Below are 13,516 nucleotides of genomic sequence, written 5' to 3'. Positions count from 1 at the left end.
GTTCTAGCTGAAGCTACACGATTTTGGACAACGTTCAACAGACGCCGAGCGCGCGAAGCCGTGCCACCACGGCATCGGCGGCGGCCTGCGGGCTCAACGCCGTCGTGTCGAGGCGGACCTCGGGTTCCACCGGGGGTTCGTAGGGGGAGTCGATGCCGGTGAAGTTCGCCAGCTCACCCCTGCGGGCCTTGCGGTACAGGCCTTTCGGGTCGCGCTGCTCGGCGACGGTCAGCGGGGTGTCGACGAAGACCTCGCAGAACTCGCCGTCGCCCACGAGGTCCCGTGCCAGCGCCCGCTCCGCCCGGAACGGCGAGATGAACGAGACCAGCACGATCAGGCCCGCGTCGACCATCAGCGCGGCGACCTCGGCGATGCGCCGGATGTTCTCGACGCGGTCGGCGTCGGTGAACCCGAGGTCGGAGTTGAGCCCGTGCCGCACGTTGTCGCCGTCCAGCAGGAACGTGTGCCTGCCCTCGGCGTGCAGCGTCTTCTCGACCAGGTCCGCGATCGTGGACTTGCCCGCGCCGGACAGCCCGGTCAGCCACACCACGCACGGCCGGTGCCCGTTGCGCGCGATCCGGGCCTTCTTGTCGACGGTGAGGGTCTGCCAGCGCACGTTCGTCGGGCTGAGGGCGAAGTCGATCATCCCGGCACCGACGGTCGCGTTGGACAGCCGGTCGAGCACCACGAACGACCCGAGGTCGCGGTTGGTCCGATAGCCCTCGAACGGCACGGGCGCGTCGAAGTGCACGTTGTCGACGCCGATCTCGTTGAGTCCCAACGCCTTCGTGGCCGTGAACCCGACCGTGCGCGCGCCGATCTTCGCGAGGTACTGCCGTCCGGGCAGCAACCCCGTCTCGTGCAGCCAGACCAGCTTCGCCTGGAACGCGTCGGCGACGCCCGGTGGGTCGGAGGCGGCGGCCACGACGTCGCCCCGGCTCGCGTCGACGTCGTCCGCCAGCACGACGGTGACCGACGACCCGGTCGGCGCCTCCTCCAGGTCGCCGTCCATCGTGACGATCCGTGCCACGGTGGAGACCACGCTGCCCAGGCGCACCGCCTCGCCTTGTTTCACCGTGCCGCCCAGCACTCGTCCGGACAGCCCGCGGAACGTCGCGTCCGGCCGGTTCACCCACTGCACGAGGAAACGCGACGGACCGCCTCGTGCCGTCGCGGGATCGACCGATTCCAGCCACTGCAGCAGCGTCGGCCCGTCGTACCAGGGCGTGAGTTCGCTGCGCCCCACCACGTTCACGCCCTCGGTCGCTGACATCGGCACGCAGGTGACCTCGTCGAAGTCCAGTTCCGCGGCCAGTTCCCCGAACGACGCGCTGACCTCGTTGAACACCTCACGCGAATAGCCGGCGAGGTCGAGCTTGTTCACGGCCACCGCCACGTGCCGGATGCCCAGCAGGGAGGCGATGCGCGCGTGTCTGCGCGTCTGGCTCAGCACGCCCTTGCGCGCGTCGAGCAGGATCACCGCGGCTTCGGCCGTGGACGCGCCGGTGACCATGTTGCGCGTGTACTGCTCGTGCCCCGGGGTGTCCGCGACGATGAACCGCCGCGCCTCCGTGGCGAAGAACCGGTAGGCCACGTCGATCGTGATGCCCTGCTCGCGTTCCGCCGCCAGACCGTCCACCAGCAGCGCGAAGTCCAGCTCGCCGCCACGCGTGCCGACGCGTCTCGAATCCGCCTCCAGGGCGGCGAGGTGATCGGCGTACAGCAGTTTCGACTCGTACAGCAGGCGCCCGATCAGCGTGCTCTTGCCGTCGTCCACGCTGCCGCAGGTGATGAACCGCAGAAGCTCCATCAGAAGTAGCCCTCCCGCTTCTTGCGCTCCATCGACCCGCTCTGGTCGTGGTCGATCACCCGCCCCTGCCGCTCGGAGGTCGTCGCGGCCCGCATCTCCTCGACGATCTCCGCCACCGTGCGGGCCTCGCTGCGCACCGCGCCCGTCAGCGGGTAGCAGCCCAACGTCCGGAACCGGACCAGCTCGTGGCGCGGCTCCTCGGTCAGCGGCATCCGCTCGTCGTCGACCATGATCAGCGCGCCGTCGCGGTCGACGACCGGCCGCAGGGCCGCGAAGTACAGCGGCACAACGGGAATCCGCTCGCGTTCGACGTAGCGCCACACGTCGAGCTCGGTCCAGTTCGACAGCGGGAACACCCTGATGCTCTCGCCGGGCGCGACCCGCGTGTTGTAGAGCCGCCACAGCTCGGGACGCTGGTTCTTCGGATCCCACTGGTGCTGCGCGGTGCGGAACGAGAACACCCTCTCCTTGGCACGGGAGGCTTCCTCGTCGCGCCGCGCGCCACCGAACGCCACGTCGAACCGGTGCTCGTCCAGCGCCTGCCGCAGGCCCTGGGTCTTCCACAGGTCGGTGTGCCGCGCGGACCCGTGGTCGAACGGGTTGATGCCCGCCGCCACGCAGTCCGGGTTGCGGTGCACGATCAGGTCCAGGCCCAGCGAGGCGACCGTGGAGTCCCGGAACGCGATCATCTCCCGGAACTTCCACGTGGTGTCGACGTGCAGCAACGGGAACGGCGGCTTCGACGGGTAGAAGGCCTTGCGTGCCAGGTGGAGCAGCACCGAGCTGTCCTTGCCGATCGAGTACAGCAGCACCGGCCGTTCGCTCTCGGCCACGGCCTCGCGGAAGACGTCGATGCTGTCGGCCTCCAGCCGGTCGAGGTGGTTCACGCGAGCACCCCCGCGAGTTCCGGGCGGCAGATCAGCAGGTCGGGCAGCCACGGGTCGGGCTGGTTGTAGACGAGTGGCCGCCCGTCGACGCGCGAGGCGTGCAGCCCGGCCCTGCGGGCGACGTAGACGGGGGCGGCGGAGTCCCACTCGTACATGCCGCCCGCGTGCAGGTAGGCGTCGGCCTCACCGCGCACCACGGCCATCGTCTTCGCGCCCGCGCTGCCCATGGGCACCAGAACGCCGTTGATCGCCTCGGCGACCCGGTGTGCGAACTCGGGTGGCCGGGTGCGGCTGACGACGATCCTGGGGCGGCGGTGGGACGTCCTCGGAGCCGGCGGCAACGCGGGCACCGCGACCGCTCCGGCCACGAGCTCACCGAGTTCCCAGAGCGCCACGTGCACCGCCCAGTCGGTGCGGCCCGGCTCGGCGTACTCGCGGCTGCCGTCCAGCGGGTCGATGATCCACACTCGGTCGGCGGTCAGCCTGCGCGGGTCGTCCGGCGCCTCCTCCGACAGCACCGCGTCGTCCGGGCGGTGCTCCTGCAGCTGTGCCGCCAGGAAGAGCTGGGCGACGTGGTCGCCGTCGCCCGGTCTCACGCTGACGAGCAACCGGCCGGTCTCGGTGGCCAGTCGCGTGGCCAGCTCCGCATCCGTCTCCGCCATGCACCCGAGGGTAGCGAGCAAACCGAACAACGTTCAATATGCTTCTGAACGTTGTTCAAGTTAGGCTGAACGGCGTGAGCACCGAGCAAACGGCCTGGGGTGACGCGGAAGGCAGGCGGCGCGACATCCTGTCGTCGGCCGAGCTGATCCTCGAGGAGCAGGGGTACGCGGGCCTGACCATGCGCGCGATCGCGGTCGGCGCGGGAGTCAGTTCCGGCACCGTGTACCAGTACTTCTCCGGCAAGGAGGACGTCTTCGCGGCGTTGATGGAACGGCGCCTGGACGAGCTGCAGCGCACTCTCGCGTCCGTCGACCGCACGCTCGGGATCGCCGGTGTGCTCCGGGAGGTCGAGCCCCAGATCACCGAGTTCTGGCGGCGGTTCGGGCGTTCCGCCGCGCAGTGGGAGGCCAAGGTCCTCTCCGGCGGCCGCCGGGGCAAGGAGGTGGCGAACTCGGCCCAGGACTACCGCAAGACGCTCAAGGCGCTCGCCAAGGCGTTGAAGGAGACCGCCGAGGTGTCCGGTCAGCGGCTGCTCGACGACCCCGCGTTGCCGCACTGGGTCTGGGACTCGCTGATCGGCCTCGCGGACGACCTCCTGCTGCAGGGCGCGCGGATCAACCGGGTCAAGCCCGCTCAGCTGGTCGCGTTCGCCACCGGCGCGATCGAGCGCGGGATCATCGCCCGCTGACGGGCTGGTCGTAGCGCCGCCGGATGCTCGTGCCGAGGATGCTGACGTCGGCCCCGTAGACGTGGATCGAGATCGCCACGGAGCTGGAGTTGTTGCAGACCTTGTGGATGTCGCCCGGCGGCACGAGGTAGGACGCCACGCCCTCGGGAGTCTTGTTGACGCGCAACGGGATCAGCCGATCGCCGCGCAACCGGTAGGTGGTCTCCTCCTCCTCGCCGACGTAGGTGCCGACGACGCACCACGACACGTGGTCGTGGATGCAGGTCTCCTGACCGGGCAACCAGACCAGCGCGACGACCGAGAAGCCGCCGTCCGGTTCGACGTGCAGGACGTGCTGGCGGTACGCGGCCGGGTCGGGCTCCCGCTGCGCCGCGCTGAGCAGGAACGGGTCGGTGAGGTGGCCTTCGAGGGTGCGCGACACCCGTGCGGCGACGACCGCGTCGTCACCACCGGCCGCGACGGCGGCCCGGAGCGAGCCCACCAGAAGCGTGGCCGTGGGGGAGAGCAGGCTGTGCGTCATGAGCGGGTCCTCCTTTGAGGAACGGGCGATCAGCCGATCAACACCGTGCCCGTGAGCACCAGGACGACGATCACCGCGGTCGAGAGCAGGCCCAGCAGCAGCACCGCAGGGCCGGAACGGATCAGGGAACGCAGGCGCACCGCGGTGCCCAGCGCGAACATGCCGGCGGCCAGCAGCACGTTGTCCACGAACGTCGCCACGGACAGCACGGAGTCGGGCAGCAGTCCGGTCGCCCGCACCGCCGCCATGGCGAGGAAACCGACGACGAACAACGGCACGATCGGCGGACGTTGCCCGGACGTCGGGTACTTGAGGCGTTCGGCGAAGCTCACGGCGGCGAGCATCGGCGCGAGCAGCACGACCCGCGTCAGCTTCACCGCGACGGCGACGGCCAGCGCACCGCTCACCGGTCCGGCGGCGGCCACGACCTGCGCGACCTCGTGCACGCTGCCGCCAGCCCACACCCCGTACTGCGAGGACGTGAGGCCGGTCAGCGGGAACAACGCGGGCAGGCTGAACATCGCGACGGTGCCGAAGAGCGTGACGAGGCCGAGCGCCTTGGCCACGTCCTCCTCGTCCTGCCGGCGCACGCTGTTCATCGCGGCCACGGCCGAAGCGCCGCAGATCGAGAACCCCGTCGCGATCAGCAACGACAGACCCTCGCTCACCCCGAGCACCCGCCCGAGCCACCGCGTCACGACGAACGTCACGACCACCGCGACGATCGCCAGGACCATGATCTCGTAGCCGAGCTTCAGCACGTCCTGGAAGACCAGCTTCAGGCCGAGCAGCACGACACCGAGGCGCAGCAGCCGGCGTCCGGCGAGCTTCATGCCCGGCGTGACCGACTCCGGCAGCGTCACGACGTTGGCGACGACGGCGCCGAGCAGCACGGCGACCGTGAGCGCGCTGACCGAGGGGTAGAGCCAGGACACGACCATCGCGACCGCGACACCGGCCGTGACCAGGGCGAGGCCGGGCAGGACCGAGTCGGTGGTGCGCGGAGTGGTCCTGACGATGCCCATGCCACCAACGATGACCAGCGCGGGCTATGCGCAGTAGATGGCCATTTGTTGGGGGCCCATAAGGCGGGCTTATGCCTGCGCCGAGGCGGAGATCAACGCGTCCACCGTCGCGCGCATGATCGGCAGCCGGATGAGGTCCGGCCAGGTGTACAGCGCGGTCAGCCGTTGCGCCGCCGACTCCACCTCGACCGCCCTCAGACCGGGGTGCTGCAGGAACGACAGCAGCAGCCTCGGGACGAGCGCGACGCCCAGACCTGCGGTGACGAGGCTCTGGATGGCCAGGTTGTCGTCGGTCGAGCAGGTGATGTCCGGAACGAACCCGGCCGCCCCGCACGCCTGGTGCAACGCGCGCTGGCACCGCACGCAACCGGCGATCCAGCGTTCCTCCGCCGCCTCGGTCAGCGACACGCGCTCCCGTCCGGCGAGCCGGTGGCCCGCGGGCACGAGCAACGCGAGCGGCTCCCGCAGCAACGGCACGCTCAGCATGCCGTTGACCGTGGCCTCGTCCTGCGGTTCGTCCAGGTAGCTGAAGCTCAGCACCAGGTCGACCTCACCGCGCCGGAGCAGCGCGAACGAGTCCGGCGGCTCCTCCTCGACCAGCTCGAGCCGCAGCTGGGGGCGTTCCTCGGCCAGGATCGCCGCCGCCGCGGGCACCAGCGACACGTTGGCGCTGGGGAAGGCGCAGATCCGGATCGTGCCGATGTCGTGCGTCGCTATCGCGCTGACCTGCTGGTGGGTCGTCGCCAGCTGGTCCAGCAACTCCGACCCGCGTTCCGCCAGGATCCGGCCGGCCTCGGTGAGGTGCAGCCCCCGGCCCGTCCGCACGAACAGCGGCCCGCCGACCTGCCGTTCCAGCGCGCGCATCTGCTGGCTGACGGCCGGCTGGGTGCAGTGCAGCAGTCGTGCGGCGGCGCTGAACGAGCCGGTCCTGGCGACCGTCGCGAAGACCTCGAGCTGGCGGGTGTCGAACACCCCCGCACCATAGGCCTGTGTCGAAGTCCAGTCCGCGATAGCCGGGCCTGAGGCGGCCCCTGGAGGCACGGCCGGACGACCCACATACAACACCGGTATGCCGGTCGCCCGGCCGCGCCACCAGGAACCACCTCAGGCGTGCCTCTCATCGAACCGGACTTCGACACAGGCCTAGGCCTCACCGTCCGGTGAGGAGCGAGTCCAGCGTCGCGCCGTTGCTCTCGCAGTGCCGCCGGGTCGTCTCGAGCGTCGTCGGCTTCTCGGCCTCGTCGGCCATGCCCACCTGCGCGAAGATCCGCCGGAGCAGGTCGATCTGCTCCTCGAGACCGGCCCGCAGGAAGTCGCTGCAGCTCGACCGGACGGTGAGCGTGCCGCCCGACGGCGAGACGTCCGGCCCGAGCACGAACAGCAGGGCGATGACGATCGCGAGACCGAACCCGACGACCGCGCCGTTGTTCGAGCTCTTGCGCGGGGCCAGCCAGGCCTCCGCCTCCCGCACGAACGGCTCGGCGGGGGAGAGGTCGGTGTCGATCCAGAACTCGAGGCTGTCGCCGCCGGTCACGTCGAACTGGACGTGACCGGCGGCGAGCATGATGCGTTCCACCTGCTCGCGGTCGTACGAACCCGCCCAGTAGGGCTCCGGTCGCACGAACACGAGGCGGTCCGGCAGCAGGAACACGACGTCGCGCTCGCCGCGGGCGAGGCGCTCGGTCTGACCGGGGCCGAGGATCGCGCCCGCCAGCCGTGCCGTCACGAGGGCGTGTTCGTGCTCGTTGAGGGCCTCGGCGGCCGACGACCACAGATCGGGTTCCACGTCACTGCTATCGCCGCGGGTGGGGACCAGGGTTAGCCGTGGCGGCCGAGGTTCCTCCGAATGCTTTTCAGAACGTGAGCTTCCAGGAGTTGATGTAGCCGGTGTCCTGCCGTGCCACGTCCTGGACCTGGAGCTTCCACGTGCCGTTGGCGACCTCGCTGGACGCGTTGACCGTGTAGGTCGCCACGACGTTGTCGGCCGAGTCGCCGTTGGAGGCCTTCAGCCGGTACGCCGTGCCGTCCGGGGCGATCAGGTCGATGACCAGGTCGCCGCGGTAGGTGTGCACGATGTTGACGTCGACCTTCAGCGTCGCCGGGGCGTTGCCGGTGACGCCGGAGACCGCGATGGAGCTGCTGATGGCCGCGCCGGCGTCCGGGATGGTCACGTCGGCGGTGTTCTCGAACGAGCCGCCGCCGGGAGGCGTGCCGGTGTCGACCGCGGCGAAGGCGTCGACGCGGCCCTCACCGAAGAAGTTGTTCTTCGCCGTGGTGCCGCTGCACCGGCTGTCGGTGCAGCTCAGGTCGTCCGCCTGGGTCGCGAGCAGAGTGCGGAGCTGGGCCGGGGTGGCCGTGGGGTTGGCCGACTTGAGCAGCGCGGCGACACCCGCGACGTGCGGCGAGGCCATCGACGTGCCGGACATGGAGCTGTAGCGGCCGCCGGGGACCGTGGAGTAGACGCTGTCACCGGGCGCCGCGACGTGGATCTTGTCGGTGCCGAAGTTCGAGAACGACGACTTGGCGTTGTTCGAGCTGATCGACGCGACGCTGACCACGCCGGAGACCTCGGTCGGCACGCTCAGGCAGGCGTTGGTGATGGTGCGCGTCGTGGTGGTGGAATCGTTCGGGCTGGTCGTGTCACGGGTCTTGGCCGCGAGGTTGTAGTTCTCGTTGCCCGCCGCGGCGACGTTGAGCACGCCCTTGCCCTCGGCGTAGGCCACCGCGCGCTTCACGCCTTCGAGGATCGCGTCCTGGTCGGCGTTGTCCGGGCAGTTGAACAGCCACGGGTCGGTGTAGTAGCTGTTGTTGGTCACCTCGAAGCCGCGGTCGCCGGAGAAGACCATGGCGCAGATGGTGTTCTCCGGGAAGAACAACCCGCTCGGCTTCTCCGCGATGCGAACACTCGCGATCTTGACGCCGGGAGCCACACCGACCATGCCGGAGTTGTTCTTCGCCGCCGCGATCGTGCCCGCGACGTGCGTGCCGTGCGAGCCGGTGTCACGCCACGAACCCGTGCGCGTGTCGAGCTTGCCGTAGGCACAAGACGCGGAGTTGGCGGCGTCGAAGTTCGGCTTGAGGTCGGCGTGCTGGTCGTCCACGCCCGTGTCGAGCACACCGACCGTGACACTGGAAGACCCCTGGTTGACCGCCCACGCCCTGTCAGCGCCGATCTGCGTCATGTCCGTGCGCAACGGCTCACCGCTCGCCGGCGTGGCCTGTGACGGCGAGGCGGGAATCGCCGGGTTCGCCGCCTCGGCGGGGATGTCACTCGTCCGAGTGGCACCCACCTTCTGCACACCGGCGGTGGTCCGCATCTTCGCGGCGAAGTCGGCGGCACCGGAGTGGGCGACGACGACACCGATGGCGTCGTAACTCGACCACACGGTGCCCCCGTTGCTGCCCACGGCCGTCTTGGCACCGGCGGTGTCACCGGGCGCCGTGATGACCAGATAACTACGCGTACCTGCGGCAGGCGCTGCCGCGGCGGGGGTGGCCGCCGCCAGCACACCGGCGCCCACGGCTGCGGCGATGACCGCGGCACGAAGGCGTGATCGTGAACCCAGGAACACGATTCCTCCAACTCCTAAGCGGGCGTCGCCCGCGCACGTCGCGCGGGTGCAGGGGCCCGTCAGACTCATTAGAGGAGCTCTCGCGGGATTCGGGACGCTTCCAACCGGAAATGCCCCGTTCGGCTCACTACGAACGTCGCACGTCAGGCGTGTCCCGTGACGAGCCGGACGAAGTGGTTCATGTCGGCCTGCACGCACGCCTCGTCGGCGTGCTTGCCGGTGCACCCCGGCGCCCACCCGCTGCCGTCGCCGTAGTCGGAGAAGTGGAACCCGATGCCCTCCGCCCGGAGGTTCGCCGCCGTGACCAGCGCCGTTTCGCGCGCCCGGTTCTCCAGCACGGCCTGGACCGGGTTGACCGTCAGATCACCGCCGTTGCCCGTGTACAGGGCCACACCCATGCCCCGGAGCCTCCCGACGTTGTGAGCCGGGCTCTGGGCGTTCCAGACCCCGTCGAACGGCCAGAACGGCGACCCGAACACGGCGTCGGCGTTCACCGTCGGCGTGCCGCTCGCCGGGTTGACCAAGGTCGTGGTGATCGCTGCTCGCACCTCGGAGTTCCGCAGGTCGAGACCACCGGAGAAGCTGCCGACGTGGCTGAACAGGTCCGGCCGGTGCTCGGCGTAGTGGAACGCGCCGAAGCCGCCCATCGAGTGCCCGACGATCGCCCTGTCCGCCCTGCTCGCCTTGGTGCGCAGGTTGGCGTCCACGAACGGGATCACCTGCTCGAGGTGGAACGTCTCCCAGTTCTGCGGGCCCGCGGCACCGGGGTTGACCCAGTTCGAGTACCAGCCGCGACCACTTCCGTTGGGCTGCACGGTGATCAGGCCGGTGCCCGCGGTCGCCTTCTCCACGACCCGCTGGTTCCACTGCGAGTCGGGGCGGTCGGGGTGCCCGTGCAGGTAGTACTGGACGGGGTGGCGGTCGGAGGTGCGGCCGTAGTCCTCGGGCAGGGTGACGACGACGGCGTGCCGGCCGGGTTCCTGGCCCGGCAGCAGGGTCGGGGCCGGGACCTGGTTCGTGGACACGCTGAAGACGAACGTGCGGCGGGTCTCGTCGACCCACCTCGGCTGGTTCGTGACGGTGAGGCCGAAACCGTCGGCCAGGTGGGGTGGTGCGTCGTCGGCTCGGGCCTGGGGACTGGACAGCGCCATCACGAGGACGGCGGTGGCGAGTGTGCGGATCATGGCTTGATCGTGGTGTCGGGCCAGGTGGGAGGACCAGGCCAGGGGACCGGCCATTACTGGCCGGTCCGTCACAGAGCCGCGCGGTAGGCCTCCAGCAGCAGGCCGTGGAAGTGGTGCACGCCGTGCTCCGACAACCCGGTGCCCGCCGGGTCGTAGACGATCCGCCCCTGGTCGAACGCCGGCGTGCGCATGCCGCGCTGCACGCTCTCCACGATGCGGATGTCCTGCTGCTGCAACACCTCGTCGACGTACCGGACGCCGTCGAGCTCCGCGGCGGTCAGGTCGGTGGTCTCGAAGTAGAAGTCCCACGTCTCGTGCGTGCGTTCCGGGCCGTCCGGGAGGATCTGCAGCACCATGAAGTTGGAACGGCCGGGGTAGCGCAGCAGGCACGTGTTGGGCCACAGCCACCACACGGCGTGTTGGTTCACCGTTGCGCCGGAGACGTCGTAGGCGCTGTTCGCCTGTTTGCCCGCTTCGGCGAAGTGGCTCGACCAGATGCCGTGGGTCTTCACGTCGTAGGTGCCCATGTCGACGAGGTCCACGAACTCCGGGTGCGCGATGTGGCAGTGGTAGCACTCCAGGAAGTTGTCGACGACGTTCTTCCAGTTGGAGTCGATCGTGTAGGTGAGCCTGCGGGCGTGCTGGAGCGAAGCCACGTCGGGGGCCCAGAAGTCGATCTCCGCGGCCAGGTCCGGGGCTTGCACCGCGAGTGTCGCGGCGGTCGGGTCGAGGTTGACGTAGACGAAGCCGCCGAACTCCTCGACCTGCACCTGGTCGAGGCAGATGGACGACTTGTCGAAGGTCTCCATGCGGTCGGCGCGCCGTGCGGCCTTCAAATCGCCGTTCAGGTCGTACGTCCACGCGTGGTACGGGCAGACGATGTTGCGTGTGACGCCGGAACCGGTCAGGAGTTCGTGCGCGCGGTGCTTGCACACGTTGTAGAACGCGCGGAGGACGCCGGTCCGGTCGCGCACGACCACGATCGGCATGCCGGCGACCGTGGAGGCGACGTAGCCGCCGGGGCCGGACAGCTGGGAGACGTGGCAGATCCATTGCCACGAGCGGGAGAAGACGGCGCGGTCCTCGAAGGCGGACCACAGGGGGTCGACGTACGCCTCGGCGCGCAGTGACATCGAGCGCGCGGGATCGGGGTGGTAGCCGGTGGCGATGCGATGAACGTCCTCCGCCGTGACCTTCATGTACCCCAAGGTAGAGCGGATTGAACGATCGTTCAAGACAGTGCGATGTCCTCGCACAGCTTGACGGCGCGGCGCAGGGAGGAGCGGTCGAGCCCGAGCAGCGCGGTGAGCCACATGCCGTTCTGGATCACGTCGACGTCCGCCGCCCGCTTCGCGCACTCGTGCCGGGACAGTTCCGGTCGTGCCGCGCGGATCAGCCGTGCCAGTCCGGCGCGGTAACGGCCCTGCGCCTCGGTGTTGATGCGTTCGAACTCCTCGCCTGCCTGCGCGAGCGACCAGAGCTGCAGGCGCAGCGACAGGTACTCGGTCGTCAGGAACTCCGGGGCGGCCACCCGTCGCAGCGCGACCCGCAGGCGTTCTTCCGGCGGCAGGGCGGGATCCGGCTCCACCAGGGCGATGTCCTGGTCCTCGATGCGGCGCAGGGCCGCGCAGATCAGGCTCGTCTTGTCGTCGAAGTGGTAGTTGACGAGGCCGAGGGCGACGCCGGCCTCCCGCGCCACGGCGCGCATGCTGACGCCGCCGATGCCGTGCCGCGACAACAGGGTGAGGACGGCGTCGAGGATGCGTCCGGCGGAGTCTGTGCTCACCCGCCGAGTCTAGTGAGGCTGGCCGGAAGGCGTTCGAAGCCGCGCAGGATGCGGGTCGCGCGGCGGCGTGCGCCCGGCAGCGGGGCGAGGTCCGGGAAGCGGTCGAAGATCGTGCGCAGGCCGATCTCGCCTTCCATGCGCGCGAGCTGGGCGCCCAGGCAGTAGTGGCGGCCGGCGCCGAACGAGACGTGGTCGCGGGCGTTCGGACGGCTGACGTCGAACGCCGACGGGTTCTCGAAGACGGACGGGTCGCGGTTGGCGCCGGCGAGGACCGTCGTGACGAGCTGGCCGCGCCTGATGGGCACTCCGGCGACGGTGGTGTCGCGGGCGCACATGCGGCCGGTGAGCAGGACGGGCGGGTCGTGTCGCAGCACCTCGTCCGCGGCGTTGCCCCACAGCGAAGGGTCTGCGCGGAGCGCTTCGAGTTGTTCGGGGTGCTTGCTGAGCAACGAGATGCCGTTGCCGAGGAGGTTGACGGTGGTCTCGAAGCCGGCGGCCAGGACGAGGCCGGCGGTGGCCTTCAGTTCGCGCTCGGTGAGGCCCTCGCCGTCTTCCCGGGCGGTGATCAGGCGGCTCAGGAGGTTGTCGCCGGGGGTGGCGCGCAGGGCGTCGAGGTGGCGGGAGAGCCAGTCGTCGAACGAGTTCAGGCCCGTTTCGACGTCGCGGAACACGCGCCAGGACAGGCCCAGGTCCAACGATGGTGCCGCGGCCGAGCCCAGGGCCAGGACGGTGGAACGCTCTTGTGGTGGTACGCCGAGGATCTCGCTGATCACGGTGACCGGGAGCAGGCCGCAGTAGGTCTCGATCAGGTCGACCGGGTCGGCGGGGTCGAGGCCGTCGAGCAGGTCGTCGGCGATCTCCTGGGTGCGGACGCGCAGTTGTTCGACGGCGCGGGCGGTGAAGACGCGGGTGACGAGCTTGCGGTAGCGGGTGTGCGCGGGCGGTTCGACGGCCAGCAGCGACGGGGGCTGGACCGGGTGCATGACGTCGGTGGACGACCACGCGGCGAGTTTGCCGAGGATGCCGGCGCCGAAGCGCGGGCGGGCCGTCACGAACGCGTCGTCGGACAGGACCGCCTTCACGACCTCGTGCCGGGTCGTGGTGTGGCCGATCCTCGTGGGGGCGAGCGGGCCGCGGGAGCGGATTTCGTCGAACAGGGCCGTCAGGTCGGCGCCGGTGGAGGCCTCGACGGTGATGCGGCCCTGCAGGTCGCCGCGGCGGGCGGCGAGGCGCAGCACGGCACGCGGCAGGGCGTGGCCGATGCTCCAGCGCACCGCCGGTTTGACGTGCTGCTCAGCCAGGCTCGTCACGATTCGCAGCGTGGTCGCTGGGCCGCCCCGCGTCAAGGTCTGGGCCGTACGGAGGAACGGGGAGTCCACTT

The 13,516-nt window shown here is 70.1% G+C and carries 13 protein-coding genes; 1 reads left to right on the top strand and 12 read right to left on the bottom strand.

The features are described from left to right. Positions 1 to 34 precede the first annotated feature (34 nt). The 3 genes from cysC to IE307_RS33935 are packed head-to-tail and all read right to left on the bottom strand — an operon-like array spanning position 35 to position 3,359. The gene (cysC, locus tag IE307_RS33945) at positions 35 to 1,810 is read right to left on the bottom strand and encodes an adenylyl-sulfate kinase (protein WP_191303496.1); all 1,776 of its coding nucleotides are present in this window, start codon (positions 1,808 to 1,810) and stop codon (positions 35 to 37) included. After that, positions 1,810 to 2,697, bottom strand: coding sequence for a sulfate adenylyltransferase subunit CysD (cysD, locus tag IE307_RS33940; protein ID WP_268250440.1), 888 nt, complete (start codon positions 2,695 to 2,697; stop codon positions 1,810 to 1,812). The genes cysC and cysD overlap by 1 nt, the downstream gene beginning before the upstream one ends. Further along, positions 2,694 to 3,359: a 3'(2'),5'-bisphosphate nucleotidase CysQ gene (locus IE307_RS33935; RefSeq protein WP_191303494.1), complete on the bottom strand. Its 666-nt coding sequence runs from the start codon at positions 3,357 to 3,359 to the stop codon at positions 2,694 to 2,696. Before IE307_RS33935 ends, cysD begins: the two co-directional genes overlap by 4 nt. 74 nt (positions 3,360 to 3,433) lie before the next feature. Here IE307_RS33935 and IE307_RS33930 point away from each other — a divergent pair, with 74 nt between their 5' ends. After that, positions 3,434 to 4,048, top strand: a complete 615-nt coding sequence (locus IE307_RS33930; RefSeq protein ID WP_191303493.1) for a TetR/AcrR family transcriptional regulator — start codon at positions 3,434 to 3,436, stop codon at positions 4,046 to 4,048. Here IE307_RS33930 and IE307_RS33925 read toward each other — a convergent pair. From IE307_RS33925 to IE307_RS33885, 9 genes are all read right to left on the bottom strand, one after another. After that, the gene (locus IE307_RS33925) at positions 4,035 to 4,568 is read right to left on the bottom strand and encodes a cysteine dioxygenase family protein (RefSeq protein ID WP_191303492.1); all 534 of its coding nucleotides are present in this window, start codon (positions 4,566 to 4,568) and stop codon (positions 4,035 to 4,037) included. The two genes, IE307_RS33930 and IE307_RS33925, sit on opposite strands and share 14 nt — an antisense overlap. Positions 4,569 to 4,597: 29 nt before the next feature. Further along, entirely contained in the window at positions 4,598 to 5,593 is a 996-nt protein-coding gene (locus IE307_RS33920; protein WP_191303491.1) for a YeiH family protein, read from the bottom strand. Between the two features lie 69 nt (positions 5,594 to 5,662). Further along, positions 5,663 to 6,565 carry a LysR family transcriptional regulator gene (locus tag IE307_RS33915; protein WP_191303490.1) on the bottom strand — a complete coding sequence of 301 codons (903 nt, stop codon included), beginning with the start codon at positions 6,563 to 6,565 and terminating at the stop codon, positions 5,663 to 5,665. 178 nt (positions 6,566 to 6,743) lie between these two features. Continuing rightward, complete coding sequence (locus IE307_RS33910) at positions 6,744 to 7,379, bottom strand: hypothetical protein (protein WP_191303489.1); 636 nt, start codon at positions 7,377 to 7,379, stop codon at positions 6,744 to 6,746. A gap of 67 nt (positions 7,380 to 7,446) precedes the next feature. Continuing rightward, positions 7,447 to 9,165 (bottom strand): S8 family peptidase, encoded by a 1,719-nt coding sequence (locus tag IE307_RS33905; protein ID WP_229905342.1) that lies wholly within the window; start codon positions 9,163 to 9,165, stop codon positions 7,447 to 7,449. A 143-nt stretch (positions 9,166 to 9,308) separates the two neighbouring features. Beyond that, complete coding sequence (locus IE307_RS33900; RefSeq protein WP_191303487.1) at positions 9,309 to 10,349, bottom strand: alpha/beta hydrolase; 1,041 nt, start codon at positions 10,347 to 10,349, stop codon at positions 9,309 to 9,311. Positions 10,350 to 10,417: 68 nt separating this feature from the next. Further along, a complete protein-coding gene (locus IE307_RS33895; protein WP_229905341.1) occupies positions 10,418 to 11,548 on the bottom strand; it encodes an aromatic ring-hydroxylating oxygenase subunit alpha in 1,131 nt (376 codons plus the stop codon). A gap of 32 nt (positions 11,549 to 11,580) precedes the next feature. Continuing rightward, positions 11,581 to 12,135: a TetR/AcrR family transcriptional regulator gene (locus IE307_RS33890; protein ID WP_229905340.1), complete on the bottom strand. Its 555-nt coding sequence runs from the start codon at positions 12,133 to 12,135 to the stop codon at positions 11,581 to 11,583. After that, positions 12,132 to 13,445 carry a cytochrome P450 gene (locus IE307_RS33885; protein WP_191303486.1) on the bottom strand — a complete coding sequence of 438 codons (1,314 nt, stop codon included), beginning with the start codon at positions 13,443 to 13,445 and terminating at the stop codon, positions 12,132 to 12,134. The genes IE307_RS33890 and IE307_RS33885 overlap by 4 nt, the downstream gene beginning before the upstream one ends. Between the last annotated feature and the right edge of the window lie 71 nt (positions 13,446 to 13,516).

The organism is Lentzea cavernae (assembly GCF_014653695.1).
GTDB classification, from domain to species: Bacteria; Actinomycetota; Actinomycetes; order Mycobacteriales; family Pseudonocardiaceae; genus Lentzea; species Lentzea cavernae.
Note: the sequence above shows the minus strand (reverse complement) of the source record. Positions and strands in the feature narration are given on the sequence as shown.

Coding starts and splice junctions, on each gene's coding strand:
- cysC (WP_191303496.1), bottom strand. CDS start 1,810: ATGGAGCTTCTGCGGTTCATCACCTGCGGCAGCGTGGACGACGGCAAG.
- IE307_RS33920 (WP_191303491.1), bottom strand. CDS start 5,593: ATGGGCATCGTCAGGACCACTCCGCGCACCACCGACTCGGTCCTGCCC.
- IE307_RS33895 (WP_229905341.1), bottom strand. CDS start 11,548: ATGAAGGTCACGGCGGAGGACGTTCATCGCATCGCCACCGGCTACCAC.
- IE307_RS33900 (WP_191303487.1), bottom strand. CDS start 10,349: ATGATCCGCACACTCGCCACCGCCGTCCTCGTGATGGCGCTGTCCAGT.
- IE307_RS33925 (WP_191303492.1), bottom strand. CDS start 4,568: ATGACGCACAGCCTGCTCTCCCCCACGGCCACGCTTCTGGTGGGCTCG.
- IE307_RS33935 (WP_191303494.1), bottom strand. CDS start 3,359: ATGGCGGAGACGGATGCGGAGCTGGCCACGCGACTGGCCACCGAGACC.